This is a genomic window from Streptomyces sp. NPDC001781, from assembly GCF_053596035.1.
Genome location: NZ_JBSFFI010000025.1, coordinates 1 through 15608, shown reverse-complemented (window position 1 = coordinate 15608; position 15608 = coordinate 1). Strand labels below are relative to the sequence as shown.

At 73.1% G+C, this 15608-nt stretch carries 18 protein-coding genes; 12 read left to right on the top strand and 6 right to left on the bottom strand.

Features of this window, described 5'->3' with window-relative positions; all coding sequences use genetic code 11:
- Positions 1-2: 2 nt before the first annotated feature.
- Complete coding sequence (locus ACWCV3_RS21845) at positions 3-1022, bottom strand: GNAT family N-acetyltransferase (RefSeq protein WP_451226604.1); 1020 nt, start codon at positions 1020-1022, stop codon at positions 3-5.
- 140 nt (positions 1023-1162) lie between these two features.
- On the opposite strand from ACWCV3_RS21845, the gene fdxA reads away from it, so the two are divergent.
- Together fdxA and ACWCV3_RS21835 are read left to right on the top strand one after the other, a co-directional pair.
- Positions 1163-1483, top strand: a complete 321-nt coding sequence (fdxA, locus tag ACWCV3_RS21840; RefSeq protein ID WP_018561461.1) for a ferredoxin — start codon at positions 1163-1165, stop codon at positions 1481-1483.
- A 119-nt stretch (positions 1484-1602) separates the two neighbouring features.
- Complete coding sequence (locus ACWCV3_RS21835; protein ID WP_451226600.1) at positions 1603-2700, top strand: bifunctional succinyldiaminopimelate transaminase/glutamate-prephenate aminotransferase; 1098 nt, start codon at positions 1603-1605, stop codon at positions 2698-2700.
- A 53-nt stretch (positions 2701-2753) separates the two neighbouring features.
- Here the strand turns inward: ACWCV3_RS21835 and ACWCV3_RS21830 are convergent, their stop codons facing one another.
- Both ACWCV3_RS21830 and ACWCV3_RS21825 read right to left on the bottom strand, forming a co-directional pair.
- Positions 2754-3041 carry an ATP-binding protein gene (locus ACWCV3_RS21830; RefSeq protein ID WP_381118783.1) on the bottom strand — a complete coding sequence of 96 codons (288 nt, stop codon included), beginning with the start codon at positions 3039-3041 and terminating at the stop codon, positions 2754-2756.
- Between the two features lie 290 nt (positions 3042-3331).
- Positions 3332-4330, bottom strand: a complete 999-nt coding sequence (locus ACWCV3_RS21825) for a heavy metal transporter (RefSeq protein WP_451226597.1) — start codon at positions 4328-4330, stop codon at positions 3332-3334.
- 96 nt (positions 4331-4426) lie between these two features.
- On the opposite strand from ACWCV3_RS21825, the gene dapE reads away from it, so the two are divergent.
- Together dapE and ACWCV3_RS21815 are read left to right on the top strand one after the other, a co-directional pair.
- A complete protein-coding gene (dapE, locus tag ACWCV3_RS21820) occupies positions 4427-5506 on the top strand; it encodes a succinyl-diaminopimelate desuccinylase (protein ID WP_451226594.1) in 1080 nt (359 codons plus the stop codon).
- Positions 5507-5612: 106 nt separating this feature from the next.
- Positions 5613-6371, top strand: a complete 759-nt coding sequence (locus ACWCV3_RS21815; protein WP_451226591.1) for an LOG family protein — start codon at positions 5613-5615, stop codon at positions 6369-6371.
- Positions 6372-6418: 47 nt separating this feature from the next.
- Here ACWCV3_RS21815 and folP read toward each other — a convergent pair whose 3' ends face one another.
- On the bottom strand, positions 6419-7279 hold the full coding sequence (folP, locus tag ACWCV3_RS21810) for a dihydropteroate synthase (protein ID WP_451226588.1): 861 nt from the start codon (positions 7277-7279) through the stop codon (positions 6419-6421).
- 156 nt (positions 7280-7435) lie between these two features.
- Between folP and ACWCV3_RS21805 the strand changes: the two genes are divergently transcribed.
- Positions 7436-7783, top strand: a complete 348-nt coding sequence (locus tag ACWCV3_RS21805; RefSeq protein ID WP_451226585.1) for a DivIVA domain-containing protein — start codon at positions 7436-7438, stop codon at positions 7781-7783.
- On the top strand, positions 7780-8376 hold the full coding sequence (locus ACWCV3_RS21800; RefSeq protein WP_451226582.1) for a DNA-3-methyladenine glycosylase I: 597 nt from the start codon (positions 7780-7782) through the stop codon (positions 8374-8376). The genes ACWCV3_RS21805 and ACWCV3_RS21800 overlap by 4 nt, the downstream gene beginning before the upstream one ends.
- 59 nt (positions 8377-8435) lie before the next feature.
- Here the strand turns inward: ACWCV3_RS21800 and chcB are convergent, their stop codons facing one another.
- Entirely contained in the window at positions 8436-9242 is an 807-nt protein-coding gene (chcB, locus tag ACWCV3_RS21795; protein ID WP_451226579.1) for a 2-cyclohexenylcarbonyl CoA isomerase, read from the bottom strand.
- Between the two features lie 373 nt (positions 9243-9615).
- On the opposite strand from chcB, the gene ACWCV3_RS21790 reads away from it, so the two are divergent.
- Positions 9616-9783, top strand: a complete 168-nt coding sequence (locus ACWCV3_RS21790; protein ID WP_018544333.1) for a DUF3117 domain-containing protein — start codon at positions 9616-9618, stop codon at positions 9781-9783.
- An 83-nt stretch (positions 9784-9866) separates the two neighbouring features.
- On the opposite strand, the gene ACWCV3_RS21785 is transcribed toward ACWCV3_RS21790, so the two are convergent.
- On the bottom strand, positions 9867-10580 hold the full coding sequence (locus ACWCV3_RS21785) for an O-methyltransferase (RefSeq protein WP_361651400.1): 714 nt from the start codon (positions 10578-10580) through the stop codon (positions 9867-9869).
- A gap of 230 nt (positions 10581-10810) precedes the next feature.
- Here ACWCV3_RS21785 and sigE point away from each other — a divergent pair, with 230 nt between their 5' ends.
- The 5 genes from sigE (at position 10811) to ACWCV3_RS21760 (ending at position 15568) form a co-directional block, all read left to right on the top strand.
- Complete coding sequence (sigE, locus tag ACWCV3_RS21780) at positions 10811-11521, top strand: RNA polymerase sigma factor SigE (protein WP_451226575.1); 711 nt, start codon at positions 10811-10813, stop codon at positions 11519-11521.
- Positions 11518-12405 (top strand): zf-HC2 domain-containing protein, encoded by an 888-nt coding sequence (locus ACWCV3_RS21775; protein WP_451226572.1) that lies wholly within the window; start codon positions 11518-11520, stop codon positions 12403-12405. The genes sigE and ACWCV3_RS21775 overlap by 4 nt, the downstream gene beginning before the upstream one ends.
- A gap of 69 nt (positions 12406-12474) precedes the next feature.
- Positions 12475-14115 carry a trypsin-like peptidase domain-containing protein gene (locus ACWCV3_RS21770; RefSeq protein WP_451226570.1) on the top strand — a complete coding sequence of 547 codons (1641 nt, stop codon included), beginning with the start codon at positions 12475-12477 and terminating at the stop codon, positions 14113-14115.
- Positions 14116-14199: 84 nt separating this feature from the next.
- Positions 14200-14634 (top strand): sec-independent translocase, encoded by a 435-nt coding sequence (locus ACWCV3_RS21765; protein WP_451226567.1) that lies wholly within the window; start codon positions 14200-14202, stop codon positions 14632-14634.
- A gap of 262 nt (positions 14635-14896) precedes the next feature.
- Positions 14897-15568, top strand: coding sequence for a hypothetical protein (locus tag ACWCV3_RS21760; RefSeq protein ID WP_451226565.1), 672 nt, complete (start codon positions 14897-14899; stop codon positions 15566-15568).
- Positions 15569-15608 lie beyond the last annotated feature (40 nt).

The following is a 15608-nucleotide window of genomic DNA, read 5'->3' as shown; positions in this document are numbered from 1 at the left end:
TCCTAGGACAGCCCGGAGCCGGCCGTGTCCGGCTCCCGGTAGTGGTGGTACGCGTGATGCGGGGCGAAGCCGAGACCGTCGTACAGCCGCCGCGCGCCCTCGTTGTCCTCCTCGACCTGGAGCCACGCCGCCGAGGCGCCCTCCTCCAGCGCGCGCCGGGCCAGCGCCGTCATGACGTCGGTGGCCAGCCCCCGACGGCGCCGGGCCGGATCGACCTCGACCGCGGCGAAACCCGCCCAGCGGCCGTCCACCACGCACCGCCCGATCGCGGCCGGCGGTTCGCCGTCCGCGCCGGGCACACGTGCGAACCACACCGACGGTCCGCCGTTCAGCACCCGCAGGGCCACCTCGCTCACTCCCTCGCGCCCGTACCGCGCGAGCCACGCCTCGTCCGCCTCGCGGGAGAGCACCACGCCGGCGCCCCCGTCCCGGTCCGCGACCGGCGCCAGCCCACCGGTCCACAGCTCCGCCGTGACCTCCCGCGTCCAGCCTCGCCGCGCCAGCTCCGCCGACAGCAGCTCCTGCGTGCCCTCGGCACCGGAGGCGGTCTGGACGTAGGCGGGCAGTCCGCGCTCGCCGTACCAGCGTCTTACGGAAGTCAGGGCCGCGTCGAGCGGAAGCCCCGGCTCACCGAGCGGCAGCACGCTGTTGGCCCGCCGGGTGAAGCCGCCCGCGGCCCGCAGCTCCCACTCGCCGAGCCGCTCGCTCTCCACCGGGCGCCACGCCCGCGCCGCGACCCCCGCGAGCTCCTCGTAACCCGCCGACGGGCCGCGGCGACGCGCCGGGGCGGACGGAACGACCTTGCCCGCGACCAGCGTCGACGCCTCGGCCCTCACCACCCGGCCGTCCCGCCGTGTGATCATGAGCACGCCGTCGTCGTCCCAGGATGTGAGAACGCCTACCGTGTCGGTGAACTTCTCGCCCGCCGCACCCGATCCCGTCAACTGCCGTACGGACACCCTTTTGCCCACGTCTGCCGGTGTGATGAGGACTTTGAGCAGTCCTGTCACCGAGATTTCCACGGGTCGCTCCACCCCTCCTGTTCGGATCACGGTCCGGAACGGAGATACTAGGTGCGGGCATCGACTACGCCGCGCTCCCGCGCGCCAGGCGGCGGAGCCTGAGGAGGCCCGCCAGCGCCCTATCGAGGAGGAACGACAGCGTGACCTACGTCATCGCGCAGCCTTGTGTCGACGTCAAGGACAAGGCGTGCATCGAGGAGTGCCCGGTCGACTGCATCTACGAGGGCCAGCGGTCCTTGTACATCCACCCGGACGAATGCGTCGACTGTGGTGCCTGTGAGCCGGTCTGCCCGGTCGAGGCGATCTTCTACGAGGACGACACTCCGGAGGAGTGGAAGGACTACTACAAGGCGAACGTCGAGTTCTTCGACGAGCTGGGCTCCCCCGGCGGCGCCAGCAAGCTGGGTCTGATCGAGCGCGACCACCCCTTCATCGCCGCGCTGCCGCCGCAGGGCGAGTAACCGGTCGCCAAGGCCCGGCGGCCCGTAGAAGCGCACCGCCTCGGTCCCGTACGGCCCGGTCACCCCCGGCCGTGCGGGACCGACGCGTTTCGCGCCCCCTAGGAAAGAGAGCAAGCCCCGTGTCCGCAGTCTCCGACCGGCTCCCCGCCTTCCCCTGGGACAAGCTGGAGCCCTACAAGAAGACCGCTGCCGCGCACCCCGGCGGCATCGTCGACCTCTCCGTCGGCACCCCGGTCGACCCGGTTCCCGAACTGATCCAGAAGGCACTGGTCGACGCGGCCGACTCGCCGGGCTACCCGACGGTCTGGGGCACGCCCGCGCTGCGCGACGCGATCACCGGCTGGCTGGAGCGCCGCCTCGGCGCCCGCGACGTCACCCACCGGCACGTCCTGCCGATCGTCGGTTCCAAGGAACTCGTCGCCTGGCTGCCCACCCAGCTCGGCCTCGGCCCCGGCGACAGGGTCGCCTACCCGCGCCTGGCCTACCCCACCTACGAGGTCGGCGCCCGCCTCGCCCGCGCCGCGTACGAGGTCTACGACGACCCGCGCGAGCTGGACCCCGCGAACCTGAAGCTGCTCTGGCTCAACTCGCCGTCCAACCCCACCGGCAGGGTCCTCTCCCAGGAGGAGCTGACCGGGATCGTCGCCTGGGCCCGCGAACACGGCGTACTGCTCGTCTCCGACGAGTGCTACCTGGAGCTGGGCTGGGAGGCCGACCCGGTCTCGGTGCTCCACCCGGACGTCAACGGCGGCTCCTACGACGGCATCCTCGCCGTCCACTCCCTCTCCAAGCGGTCCAACCTGGCCGGTTACCGCGCGGCCTTCGTCGCGGGCGACCCGGCGGTGCTCATGCCGCTGCTGGAGATCCGCAAGCACGGCGGCATGATGACCTCCGCGCCGACCCAGGCCGCGGTGGTGGCCGCCCTCGGCGACGACGAACACGTACGCCTCCAGCGCGAGCGCTACGCGTCCCGCCGCGCCAGGCTCCGCGCGGCCCTGGAGTCCCACGGCTTCCGCATCGACCACAGCGAGGCGAGTCTCTACCTCTGGGTGACGCGGGACGAGTCCTGCTGGGACACCGTCGCCCACCTCGCCGGCCTCGGCATCCTGGTGGCGCCGGGCGACTTCTACGGCGAAGCGGGCGGGAAGTTCGTCCGCGTGGCACTGACGGCAACGGACGAGCGCATCGACGCGGCGGTGGCCCGCCTGACCGCGTGAGTACACGACGAGGGGGTCCAGGGAACTCCCCGGACCCCCTCGTCATCCGATGGCTAACCGAGCGGCAGACCCTTCAGCGGGAGCCCGCCCAGGACGTTGCCCGCCGCCTTGCCCGCCGCGGGCGCCGGCACGGCCTTCTTCACGGCCTTGCTGTCCGCCAGCCCACCCACGGTCTTGTCCACGTGCGTCGCACCGTCCAGCTTGGTCAGCCCACCGAGGTCCGGCACGGCCGGCTGGTTGGTGGCCGCACCGGCCGTGCCGGCGGCACCGACCCCGGCGGCCGCCCCCGCGGCGACGAGCAGCGCGGCACGGGCGATACGGCGGGTCAGGGGGAGGGACATGATGCTCCATTCGGGAGGAGAGAACGGTGTGGTGTCCGAGCCCGGACGCACTGACTACCGCTCGAACCCGCCGAAGGTTGCGGACGTCGAAGGTAAAGACTGGATAACGCATCGCATTATCAGGTGTGGATAAAAACGGGCAAAGCCCGTGGGGAAGTGCCCTTGCGGAATCCTTTCACCCCTTGCGGCGCAAGGTCCGGAGGTCGCCCTGGCGCCCCTGCCCCGGAACGCGCCCCCGACACGCCTCGCGACCCGTACGGGGCATCCCCCGCACAGGCGTCCGCGCTCCCTCAGGACCCCGTGACGATCCGCACGGCCGTCAGCGACGACTCCGCCCCGGCCGCTCCCGGTGCCGTGGTCCTCACCGGATGCCAGTCGCCGCCGCCGTTGGACGCGGTCCACTCCCGCCCCTCGTACGTCACGCGGGTGATGCGCAGGGCGGAGGAGTTGGCCACCGCCCACTGCGCGAGCTGCCACCCCCGCTCCCGCTCGGTGCGCCCGTGGGCGTCCGTCCGTGTGCCCTGCGGCACCGGCACGGTCACCGTCCGCCCGTTCGCCGTCGCGGTCACGCTGGGCGAGGGGGAGGGCGAGGGGACGGCCGTGCCGCCCACCACCGCGCCGGTCTCCTGCAGCGCGTCGCGCCCGAAGTCCCTCGCCAGCGCGGCCCGTACGGCGTCCGGGCGCGCCGGCTCGGCGGTGCGGGAGGTGCGGCCGTCGCAGGTCAGGGTGGCCGCCGAACGGCCGGTGAGGGCGGCGGCCAGCAGCTTCGCGTCCGGTTCGTGCTTGGCGTACGCCTCCGGGAAGCCGCTGCGCTGCACCTTCTGCGCGGCGACGGTGAGCGGCAGTCCGGTGTAGCCGGGCACGCGGGCCAGGTGCGCGTAGAAGATGCCCGCCGAGTACGCCGGGTCCATGATCTGCCGCTGGGTGCCCCATCCCTGCGAGGGCCGCTGCTGGAACAGGCCGAGTGAATCCCGGTCCCCGTGGCCGATGTTGCGCAGCCCCGACTCCTGGAGCGCGGTGGCGAGCGCGATGGTCACGGCGCGCTCGGGCATGCCGCGCCCGGTGCCGACGGCCGCGATGGTGGCCGCGTTCACCGCCTGCTCGGGCGTGAAGGCGTACGACTCCGTCCTGTCCTGCATCGAGACCACGGTGCAGCCGCGCGCGGCACCGCCTCCGGTGACGTACTGGACGACGAGGTAGGCGCCGACACCGGCGAGGACGAGCAGGGCCGCGCCGATCCGGAACGCACGGCCGCGACGCTTGGGGCGAGAGGGGGACGGCTCTGACACGCGTACAAGGTACTGGAGCCCGCAAGGGCCCCCGTCGGGGACCCGCGCCCGGTGGCACGGCGGGTCCCCGCCCCGCCTGGCGTTAGGGTCACCAGCATGGCCGACACCACCCTTGACCTCACGCTGGACGCCGCCGAGCTGACCGCACGGCTCGTGGACATCCCGTCGGAGAGCGGCACGGAGAAGCCCCTCGCGGACGCGATCGAGGCCGCGCTGCGCGCCTTGCCCCACCTCACGGTGGAGCGCCTCGGCAACAACGTCCTCGCCCGCACCGACCTGGGCCGCGCCGAACGCGTCATCCTCGCGGGGCACATCGACACCGTCCCCATCGCGGAGAACGTCCCCTCGCGCCTCGACGAGGACGGCGTGCTGTGGGGCTGCGGCACCTGCGACATGAAGGCCGGCGTCGCGGTCCAGCTCCGGATCGCGGCCACCGTGCCCGCCCCCAACCGCGACCTGACCTTCGTCTTCTACGACAACGAGGAGGTCGCCGCCGAGCTAAACGGCCTCAAGCACCTCGCCGAGGCCCGCCCGCAGTGGCTGCGCGGTGACTTCGCGGTGCTGCTGGAGCCCTCCGACGGCGAGGTGGAGGGCGGCTGTCAGGGCACGCTCCGGGTGCTGCTTCGGACCAAGGGCGAGCGGGCCCACTCCGCGCGCGGCTGGATGGGCTCCAACGCCATCCACGCCGCCGCCCCGATCCTCGCCCGCCTCGCCTCGTACGAGCCCCGGTGGCCGGTGATCGACGGGCTGGAGTACCGCGAAGGCCTGAACGCGGTCCGTATCGGCGGGGGAGTCGCCGGCAACGTCATCCCGGACGAGTGCGTGGTCACGGTCAACTTCCGCTACGCCCCCGACCGCACCGAGGAGGAGGCGGTCGCGCACGTGCGTGAGGTGTTCGCGGACTGCGGTGTCGAGGAGTTCGTGATCGACGATCACAGCGGCGCCGCCCTGCCCGGCCTGTCCCACCCGGCCGCCGCGGCCTTCATCGAGGCGGTCGGCGGCACACCGATGCCCAAGTACGGCTGGACCGACGTCTCCCGCTTCGCCTCCCTCGGCATCCCGGCGGTCAACTACGGCCCCGGTAACCCCCACTTGGCCCACAAGCGGGACGAGCGTGTCGAGGTGGCCAAGGTGCTCGCCGGTGAGGAGCGGCTGCGCGCCTGGCTCACCGCGTGACGCCCGCACCGCGCGGCGCCGTGTTCCGGACATGCTCACGTCCCCCCTCCGTAACGGTCGCGGATCTAGGCTGAGCACGAAATACCGGCAAGCGGAGGGAGCGCACATGGCTACCGGAAACCCCGAGGGGAAGAAGCGCCCACCGGACGAGCAGCGGCTCGGCCCGGTGCTCCGGCGGCGGGGGCAGGTGCAGGCCGGCACCACGGACCAGCGGCTGCTGGACGAGCGCGCCCCCACCGACTGGGTGCACACCGACCCCTGGCGGGTGCTGCGCATCCAGTCGGAGTTCATCGAGGGCTTCGGAACCCTGACCGAACTGCCGCCCGCGATCAGTGTGTTCGGTTCGGCACGTACCCCGGTGGACTCACCCGAGTACGACGCCGGTGTGCGGCTCGGGCGCGGCCTGGTGGAGTCCGGCTGGGCGGTGATCACCGGGGGCGGACCCGGTGCCATGGAGGCGGCCAACAAGGGCGCGCTGGAGGCGGGCGGAGTCTCCGTCGGCCTCGGCATCGAGCTGCCCTTCGAGCAGGGGCTGAACCAGTACGTCGATATCGGCTTGAATTTCAGGTACTTTTTCGTCAGAAAGATGATGTTTGTTAAATATGCACAAGGGTTTGTCGTTCTGCCCGGTGGTCTCGGCACCCTGGACGAGCTGTTCGAGGCACTGACCCTGGTCCAGACCCAGAAGGTGACCCGCTTCCCGATCGTGCTGTTCGGCAGCGAGTACTGGGGCGGCCTGGTGGAGTGGCTGCGGAGCACACTGGTCGCGCAGGGCAAGGCGGCGGAGAAGGACCTGATGCTGTTCCACGTGACGGACGACGTGGAGGAGGCGGTCGCGCTGGTCTCCAAGGAAGCGGCCCGTTAGGACCGGCACCGGGGGGCCGTCACGGCGGCCCCCCGGGGAGATCCCTGTCAGGCGAGACCCCTGCGGGCCGTCGCCGGCGGCCGGTGGCCCGCGATCGACGCCACCATGTCCAGCACCTGGCGGGTCTCCGCGACCTCGTGCACCCGGTACACCTGTGCCCCGAGCCACGCCGAGACCGCCGTGGTCGCCAGGGTGCCGATCAGGCGCTCCTTCACCGGGCGGTCCAGCGTCTCCCCGACGAAGTCCTTGTTGGACAGCGACACCAGCACCGGCCAGCCCGTCGCCACCATCTCGTCCAGCCGGCGCGTGGCCTCCAGGCTGTGCCGGGTGTTCTTGTTGAAGTCGTGCCCCGGGTCGATCAGCACCGACTCGCGCGGCACCCCCAGCGCCACCGCCCGCTCCGCCAGCCCCACGGTCACGTCGAGGATGTCGGCCATCACGTCCCCGTAGGCCACCCGGTGCGGCCGGGTACGGGGCTCCGCGCGCCCGGCGTGCGTGCACACCAGGCCCACCCGGTGACGGGCCGCGACCTCAGCGAGACCGGGGTCCACGCCGCCCCACGCGTCGTTCAGCAGGTCCGCGCCCGCCTCGCACACCGCCTCGCCGACCTCGGCCCGCCAGGTGTCCACGCTGATGATCACATCGGGGAAGCTGCGCCGGACCTCCGCCACGAAACCGACCGTGCGCCTGGCCTCCTCCTCGGCGGTTACCTCCTCGCCCGGCCCGGCCTTCACCCCGCCGATGTCGACGACGGCCGCGCCCTCGGCCACGGCGCGCTCCACGCGCGCGAGGGCGGCGTCGTCGGTGAACGTCGCCCCCCGGTCGTAGAAGGAGTCCGGGGTCCGGTTGACGATCGCCATGATCACCGGCTCGTGTGCGCCGAATTCCCGCTTGCCCAGCCTGAGCATCCCCTGTGACCTCTCCTCGTGCTTCGGACGTCCGGCGCCTCGCGGCCCGCACTGTCAGCCTCGCATGGCACGATCGGACCCAGACACATCCGGCTTCCGAACGCGAGGTCTCACGAGGCCCGGCGTCCGGCACATCGAGCTTGGGGAACCCTGGCGATGCTGATGTTCTTGTTCCTGGTCCTCGCGCTGGCCGTCGTGGTCGGCGCGGTGACGCTCGCCGTGGTGGGCGGCGGCGACAGCGCCCCGCTCCAGGACGCCGCGCCCGAGCGGCTCCAGGACCCGTTGCCCGCGGACCGTCCGCTGCACGGCACCGATGTGGAGAGCCTGCGCTTCCCGGTCGCCGCCCGCGGCTACCGCATGGCCGACGTGGACGACGCCCTCAGCCGCCTCGCCGCCGAACTCGGGGAGCGGGACGCCCGGATCGCGGACCTGCAGAGCGCGCTCGCCGGTGCCCGCGCCGTCCAGCCCCGGCCGGACGAGCCCGGCCCGCAGGACGGCCGGTGAGCACCGGGGAGGCCCTCGCCGGGGCGGACGGGGCGCTGCGCTGCCCCTGGGCGCTCTCCACCGAGGACTACGTCTCGTACCACGACGACGAGTGGGGGCGCCCGGTGCACGGTGACGACGCCCTCTTCGAGCGGCTCAGCCTGGAGGCGTTCCAGTCCGGGCTGTCCTGGATCACGATCCTGCGGCGCCGGCCCACCTTCCGGCTCGCCTTCGCGGACTTCCGGATCGAGAAGGTCGCGGCCTTCACCGGCGAGGACCGCGAGCGCCTCCTCGCCGACCCCGGCATCATCCGCAACCGCGCCAAGGTGGACGCCACGCTCGCCAACGCGCGCGTGCTGGCCGGGTGGTCCGAGGGCGAGCTGGAGGAGCTGATCTGGTCCCACGCCCCCGAACCGGACGGGCGGCCCGTGCCGAAGGTGCTGGGCGACGTGGCGGCGGTGACCCCCGAGTCCACCGCCCTGTCCAAGGCGCTGAAGAAGCGCGGCCTGAGGTTCGTCGGCCCCACCACGGCGTACGCCCTGATGCAGGCGTGCGGCCTGGTGGACGACCACCTCGAAGCCTGCGTCAGCCGGGGCGCGGCCACACGCGGCTGAGGCACGGGCGGCCGGGGACGCGGGCCGCACACCCTGCCCCGTCCCGGCCGTCCCGTCGCTCAGCGGCCCACGTACTCGGGCTTCTCCTTCTGCACGAACGCCCGCACGGCGATGACGTGGTCTTCGGAGGCGCCGGCGCGGGTCTGCAGCTCGTCCTCCTTCTCCAGGGCCTCGTCCAGCGAGTGCGTCAGCCCGTACGCCACGGCCTCCTTGATCGCCGCGTAGGCGACCGTGGGCCCCTCGGCCAGGGCACGTGCCACCTTCTCCGCCTCGGCGCGCAGCTCGGCGGCCGGGACGACCCGGTTGGCGATGCCCAGCTCCAGCGCCTCCCGGGCGTCGACGGTGCGCGGGAAGAGCAGCAGGTCGGCGGCGCGGCCGGCGCCGATCGCGCGGGGCAGCGTCCAGGAGAGGCCCGAGTCCGCGCTGAGCGCCACGCCCGCGAACGAGGTGTTGAACGCGGCGGTGTCCGCCACCAGGCGGTAGTCCGCGAGCAGGGCGAAACCGAAGCCCGCTCCGGCCGCCACGCCGTTCACCGCGGCGACCACCGGCTTCCTCGCGCCCGCCAGCGCCCGCGCGATCGGGTTGTAGTGCTCCTTGACGGTGCTCATCGTCTGACCGCCCCCCTCGCCCTCCCGGTCGGCGGCGAGCAGCCCGATGTGCTCCTTGAGGTCCTGGCCCACGCAGAACGCCCGCTCGCCCGCCGCGGTCAGCAGGATCGCCCGCACCGCGTCGTCCGCCGCCGCGGCCTCGACCGCCTCGCGCAGCGCGTTCTTGGTGGCGATGTTCAGGGCGTTCATCGCCTCGGGGCGGTTCAGGGTGATCGTGGCGAGCCCGTCGTTCACCTCGTGGAGCACGGTGTCGGCCATGGCGCGTCCCCTCCGTTGTCGCATGACGGCGTACCGGCCGGTACGCCGTTGTCCGGGGACAGCATGGCGGAGATCCCGGCCCGGAAGTCGCACGGGCGATGTGACCTGCGTCTAACAAAACCGCCACAGACGTGGCCGGCGGGTGTGCCGGGGGTGGCGCAGTATCGCAGGCACATCGCCGCTTTGAGTGGTTTTGCTCGCGCGCGTTGCCCAAGCGATGCGGACCGATGTTGGTCATCGGGTCCTGGGATGCGGGATAATGGCTGGGAAGCAATGTGTTCGATGCCGGTGTCGCGTGTCCCTCATGGACCGCGGGTGCCCTCCGTGGGGTCGTCGGCAGACGATGAGCCTGGTTTCAGGAAGGGGTACGAGCATGGCGGCCATGAAGCCGCGGACGGGTGATGGCCCGCTCGAGGTGACCAAGGAGGGGCGGGGCATCGTCATGCGCGTTCCGCTCGAAGGCGGCGGTCGACTCGTCGTCGAGCTGACCCCCGACGAGGCAGAGGCACTCGGCGACGCCCTCAAGAAGGTCGTCGTCTGACGCGCTGCGATCTTTTCCTTCCGACTGCCCCGGCACCCGACAGGCGCCGGGGCAGTCGCGTGTCCGGGGGCCGTGCCGGCGGCTCAGCGCTTGACGGCGCAGAGCAGGCCGTCGCCGACCGGCAGCAGCGAGGTCACGAGCTCCGTGCTCTCGCGCACCGTGCGCAGCAGCTCGCGCAGCCGGACCACCTCGGTGGGCTGCGGGCCGGAGTCGACCGTGCGGCCGCTGGCGAAGACGCCCTCGAAGACGACCAGCCCGCCCGGCCGCAGCAGGCGCAGCGATTCGGCGAGGTAGTCGGAGTACTCCAGCCGGTCGCCGTCGCAGAAGACGAGGTCGTAGCCCGAGTCCGCGAGGCGGGGCAGCACGTCGAGGGCGGGGCCGGGGATGAACCGGGCGCGGTTGCTGGCGAAGCCGCAGGCGCGGAACGCCTGCCGGGCGAACTGCTGGTGCTCCGGCTCCGGATCGACCGTGGTCAGGACGCCGTCGGGGCGCATTCCGTGCAGCAGGTGGATGCCGGACACCCCGCAGCCGGTGCCTATCTCCGCGACCGCCTTGGCGTCCACGGAGGCGGCGAGCAGTCGCAGCGCGGCGCCCGTGCTGGGCGCCACCGAGCGCAGCCCCGCGTCGCGGGCACGGTCCCGGGCCCAGCGCAAAGCTTCGTCCTCGGCGACAAAGGCGTCGGCGAACGCCCAGCTCGTCTGCCGGTTGCCGGTAATGACCCTCTCCTGTCCCCGTGATTGCCTCGGCGTGACTGTATCCGTTGCGCCGGGAACCCGCTGATGGGACCGAGCGTTCACAGGGGAGAGCCGGCGTGCGGCGAGCGCGGCCGGTACACGACGGGGGGTGAGAGGTGACGGAGGGTGTGGACCGCATGCCGACGCGGGTGGATGAGCCGGGTCAGCGCGTGTCAAATTCTCGTAAAACCGCTTATCCGGAGCTAACGGGCGAGGTGGCTATGGTAGGGGCTCCACTGGACACCACCAGAGCCGACAGGGGAGGTGCGGCCGCACCCGAGGACCGAGGGGGAGTGCTGCGGCGCTTTCTCGGGTCGGGCAGGCCGAAATCCGTGACCGACACCGCTGCTGACCACCACGCCGCCGGCCCCGCCGCAGGCGAGGCCCAGACCGCGACCTTCGCCACCGACGCGGACGGGCAGGCGTGGACTCCGCCCACCTGGGAGGAGATCGTCAGCACGCACAGCGGCCGCGTCTACCGCCTCGCCTACCGCCTGACGGGCAACCAGCACGACGCCGAGGACCTCACACAGGAGGTCTTCGTCCGCGTCTTCCGTTCGCTGTCGACGTACTCGCCGGGCACCTTCGAGGGCTGGCTGCACCGCATCACCACCAACCTCTTCCTGGACATGGTCCGGCGCAAGCAGCGCATCCGCTTCGACGCCCTGGGCGACGACGCGGCCGAGCGCCTCCCCAGCCGCGAGCCGTCCCCGCAGCAGGTCTTCAACGACGCCCACTTCGACGCCGACGTCCAGCAGGCGCTGGACACCCTCGCGCCGGAGTTCCGCGCGGCCGTGGTGCTGTGCGACATCGAGGGGCTCTCGTACGAGGAGATCGCCGCGACCCTCGGGGTCAAGCTGGGCACCGTCCGCTCCCGCATCCACCGGGGGCGCTCGCAGCTCCGCAAGGCCCTCGCCCACCGTTCACCCGAGGCCCGCAAGGCCGAGCGCCGCTCGTTCGTGCCCAGGGTGCCCGCGCTGGGGGGAGGGGGCACGCCGGCGTGAGTGGAACCGGAACCGACCCCGCGGAGGCGCGCCTCGCGGAACAGCATCTGGGAGACCGGCTCTCCGCCCTGGTGGACGGAGAACTGGGTCATGAGTCGCGCGACCGCGTCCTCGCCCACCTGGCCACCTGCTGCCGGTGCCGGGCGGAGGCCGACGCGCAGCGACGGCTGAAGAACGTGTTCGCGGAGGCCGCCCCGCCGCCGCCCTCCGAGTCCTTCCTCGCCCGCCTCCAGGGCCTCCCCGGCGGCGACGCCGACGGGCCCGGCGAACGATTCGCCTTCAGCTACGTCCCGGCGGACTCCGGGCACGCCCCCGAGCCGCGCGGCTTCCGTGTCCATCCCGTCGCCGACCGGCCCTCCTCGCGGGGGCTGCGGTTCGCTGCGGCGGCCGCCGGGGCGGTGTCCCTCGCGGCCGTCGCCCTGGGGGGCGTGACCACCGCCCTGCCGGGCGACCTCGCGGCCGACGCCCGCAGCGGCCCGGGCAACGGGAACAACGTGGCGCCCTCGCGCTCGGCGAGTACGGGTACAGGCGCAGGTACGAGGACGGCCCCGGCTCCGGGCGCCCCCGACACCCAGCGGCGCCGCTCTCCTGTCCCGCTGCTCGCGCAGGGCGGGGGCACGCTCAACCGCACCCCGGCCGCGCAGGTCTCCGTCTCCGCGCCGCTGCTGCCGGGCATCCCGGCGCCGGCCGACGCCCGGGTCACGGACACCGCACGGGACCTGGCCATGCCGGTGATGGCCGGCGCGGCCGCCGTCTCCCCGCTGATACGTCCTCTCGGTGAGACCACCCCCTTCTCCCTGGACGCCTGGCCCCTGGCGACCCCCTCCACCGAGACCACCACGGCAGCCGCCCCGACCAACTCCCCCTCCCCCTCGGCCCCCTGACCCCCCGATCCCTGGTTGAATCCCGTAAGGCCGTCCCCGCACGGCCTCCGAACCGCGACTGGGGAGAGCATGAACGAGGGGCACCCGAAGCCGCCCGCACCCAGCGACGACTTCGAACTGGCCAAGCCGGCGGCCGCCGCCGGCGTTGACGGTCCGGAGGCCGGCGCCCGGCACCCCGCCGACGAGGGGCGGCCCGCCGAGCGCGTTGCCGGCGAGGACACCGGCCGTCCGGCCGCGCTCGCCGGCGACCCGCGCACGGCCGACAGCGGCCGTGCCACACCGCTGCACGACCCCGACCCCTACGGGACCCCTCCCTACGGCGGACCGGGCCCCTGGGCCCCCGCGCCGCCCGTCCAGCACCCCCTGGCCGCCCCGGCCCACGGCACGCCCGCCGCGGACGCGACCCCGGTCCCCGCCGTGCCGGCGCCCGCCCAGTCCCCGGATGCCGCCCCGGACCCCGCGCCGCAGCAGGGCGTCCCGGAACCGGCACCGGGGCAGGATCCCGCGGCCCCCCGCTACGACCCCTGGAACCCCGCACCCCCCTCCCACCAGGCCGGCCCCCTCCAGCACCCCGGCGCCCCCGTGGCCGAGGCGCGGCCGACGTGGCCCGGATGGAAGCGGGTCCTCGGGGTCTTCGCCGGAGTCACCCTGCTCGCCGCCGGCGTAGGCGGGTTCGCCGGGGCCTGGGTCGAGCGGACCGTGACGACCACCGTGACGTTGCCGCGGGCCGGGGACGTGCCCGAGGGGCGGGCGCGGGACAGCGTGGCAGGGATCGCCGCCCGGGCGCTGCCCGGGGTGGTCACCCTGCACGTGCGTGGTGGGGACGAGGGCGGGACCGGGACCGGGTTCGTGCTGGACGGGCGGGGCCACATCCTCACCAACAATCACGTCGTAACACCCGGGGCCGGGGGCGGGCACATCACCGTGACGTTCAGCGGCGGGGACACCGCCGAGGCGGAGGTCGTCGGGCGGGACAGCGGGTACGACCTGGCCGTCGTCCAGGTCAAGGGCGTACGCGGGCTCACCCCGCTGACCCTCGGCGACTCGGACGCCGTACGCGTGGGAGACCCCGTTGTGGCGATCGGCGCCCCCTTCGACCTTGCCGACACCGTCACCTCCGGCATCGTCAGCGCCAAGGACCGCCCCATCACGGCGGGCGGCGGGAAGGGCGGCGGCACCGACGTCAGCTACGTCGACGCGCTCCAGACCGACGCCCCGATCAACCCCGGCAACTCAGGCGGACCCCTCCTCGACGCCCACGCCCGCGTGATCGGCGTCAACTCCGCCATCCGCTCCGCCGACCGTGACTCCGACTCCGCGGAGAGCCGGTCCGGCTCGATCGGCCTCGGCTTCGCCATCCCGGCCAACCAGGCGCGCCGGGTCGCCGAGGAACTGATCAACACCGGTCACGCCACCCACCCGGTGATCGGCGTCACCCTCGACATGGACTACACCGGTGACGGCGCCCGTATCGACACCGAGGGCGGTGCGGGCGGCCCCGCCGTGCTGCGGGGCGGACCCGGAGACCGGGCCGGGCTGAAGCCCGGTGACCTGATCAGCGCGGTCGACGGACACCCCGTCCACTCGGGTGAGGAACTGATCGTCAGGATCCGCGCCCACCGGCCCGGCGACCGCCTCCGCCTGACCGTGGGGCGGCCCGGCGCCCGGCACACCGTCACGCTTCGCCTGGGAGCTTCCGGCCGGAACTGACGCGAGTCTCACCTCGGGGCGGTACCGGTCCGGAGGTCGCGCCGGGTACCGTGGAGCGACCGAGGACACGCAAGGAGCTTTCAGGTGTTCAATGACATAGGGCCGCTTGAGCTGGTCACGCTCATCGTCCTCGCCGTGCTCGTCTTCGGTCCGGACAAGCTCCCCAAGTTCATCCAGGACGTCACGCGCACGCTCCGGAAGATCCGGGAGTTCTCGGACAACGCCAAGAACGACATCCGCAGCGAGCTCGGCCCGGAGTTCAAGGACTTCGAGTTCGAGGACCTCAACCCCAAGGCGTTCCTGCGCAAGCAGCTCGACAACGACGACCTGGGGCTCAAGGAGATCCGCAGCACCTTCGACCTCAAGCGCGAGATGGCCGAGCTGACGGACTCCGTGAACGGCCACGACACCGCCTCCGCGCTGCCCGGCCCGACCTCCTCGGGCGGCCGTGTCGACATGACGAAGAAGCCCGAGGCCCCGAAGGACGACCGCCCGCCCTTCGACGCCGACGCCACCTGACGCCCCGCGGCGACGTCACCCGCTCGGCCCCGCACCCCCGGAACAGATCACGACACGCGAGGAAACCCGCCTCACCGGGCGGGTTTCCCCGCGTGTACCAGCCGGACGTCCCGCGTTCGGCCGTCCCCTGCGCCCGCCGCGTTCCGGGCACTCCCCAGCAGTGTGGATATGCTGCCGAGTTGTTGTGCGGACCGGGCGCGTACGCCCGAAGGGGGGCGGGCACTTGTCCCGGTCCGACGAGAACGAGGAGGCGTCCGGGCAGATGGAGACCACAAGTCGGGTAAGCGCGCAGACGACGGCCACCGAGAGCGGCCGTCGCGGCCAGCTCGGCGGCCGGACGGTCGACGGCTATCTGCGCGCGCCCTTCCCCTGGTACGGCCTCGACGAGGCGTTCACCGGGCACCGCTGGCTGCTCCAGGTCGGCCTGGCCGCCGACGGAGCGGTGGAGCACGGTTCGATCGGGCACGGCGACGAGCCCTCCGTACGCCACGAGCACAGCGCGAACTCCTCCGCCGAGCCGCGGGAGAAGTTCGCCGTCGTCGTCACCGTGCCGGTGAACCCCTCCCGCCGCAGCGCGGACGGCACCGGGCTGCTGGAGGCCACCTCGGTCTCCTCGGCTGCCTGGCTGGCCGGGCTGGGCCTGCTGTCGGTCACCTGGCCCGGCCAGATGGACCACACCCTGCGCGACGACTGGCTGGACCAGCAGACCGAGACCGCGTGGGCGCTGGCCGACGACCTCGACGGCTCGGAGTGGACGAAGCTCTCCCTGCCGGTGGACGGCGTGGCCACGCCCTTCCACTACCGGGAGTCGGCGTTCGGCTGGGTGCTCGCCGGAGCCACCGGGGCGGGCGTCCACGTCGGCGCGTACGGCCGGGGCATGAGCGCCTACGGGCTCGGCTTCGCCGTCGTCAAGGACGTCGGCGCCCTCGCCTGAGCACACGACGTGAGGGGGGCGCCGGCGGAATCCGCCGGCG

Coding starts and splice junctions, on each gene's coding strand:
- ACWCV3_RS21830 (WP_381118783.1), bottom strand. CDS start 3,041: ATGTCCCTCCCCCTGACCCGCCGTATCGCCCGTGCCGCGCTGCTCGTC.
- ACWCV3_RS21770 (WP_451226570.1), top strand. CDS start 12,475: ATGAACGAGGGGCACCCGAAGCCGCCCGCACCCAGCGACGACTTCGAA.
- dapE (WP_451226594.1), top strand. CDS start 4,427: ATGGCCGACACCACCCTTGACCTCACGCTGGACGCCGCCGAGCTGACC.
- chcB (WP_451226579.1), bottom strand. CDS start 9,242: ATGGCCGACACCGTGCTCCACGAGGTGAACGACGGGCTCGCCACGATC.
- ACWCV3_RS21815 (WP_451226591.1), top strand. CDS start 5,613: ATGGCTACCGGAAACCCCGAGGGGAAGAAGCGCCCACCGGACGAGCAG.
- ACWCV3_RS21760 (WP_451226565.1), top strand. CDS start 14,897: ATGGAGACCACAAGTCGGGTAAGCGCGCAGACGACGGCCACCGAGAGC.
- ACWCV3_RS21805 (WP_451226585.1), top strand. CDS start 7,436: ATGCTGATGTTCTTGTTCCTGGTCCTCGCGCTGGCCGTCGTGGTCGGC.
- ACWCV3_RS21790 (WP_018544333.1), top strand. CDS start 9,616: ATGGCGGCCATGAAGCCGCGGACGGGTGATGGCCCGCTCGAGGTGACC.
- folP (WP_451226588.1), bottom strand. CDS start 7,279: ATGCTCAGGCTGGGCAAGCGGGAATTCGGCGCACACGAGCCGGTGATC.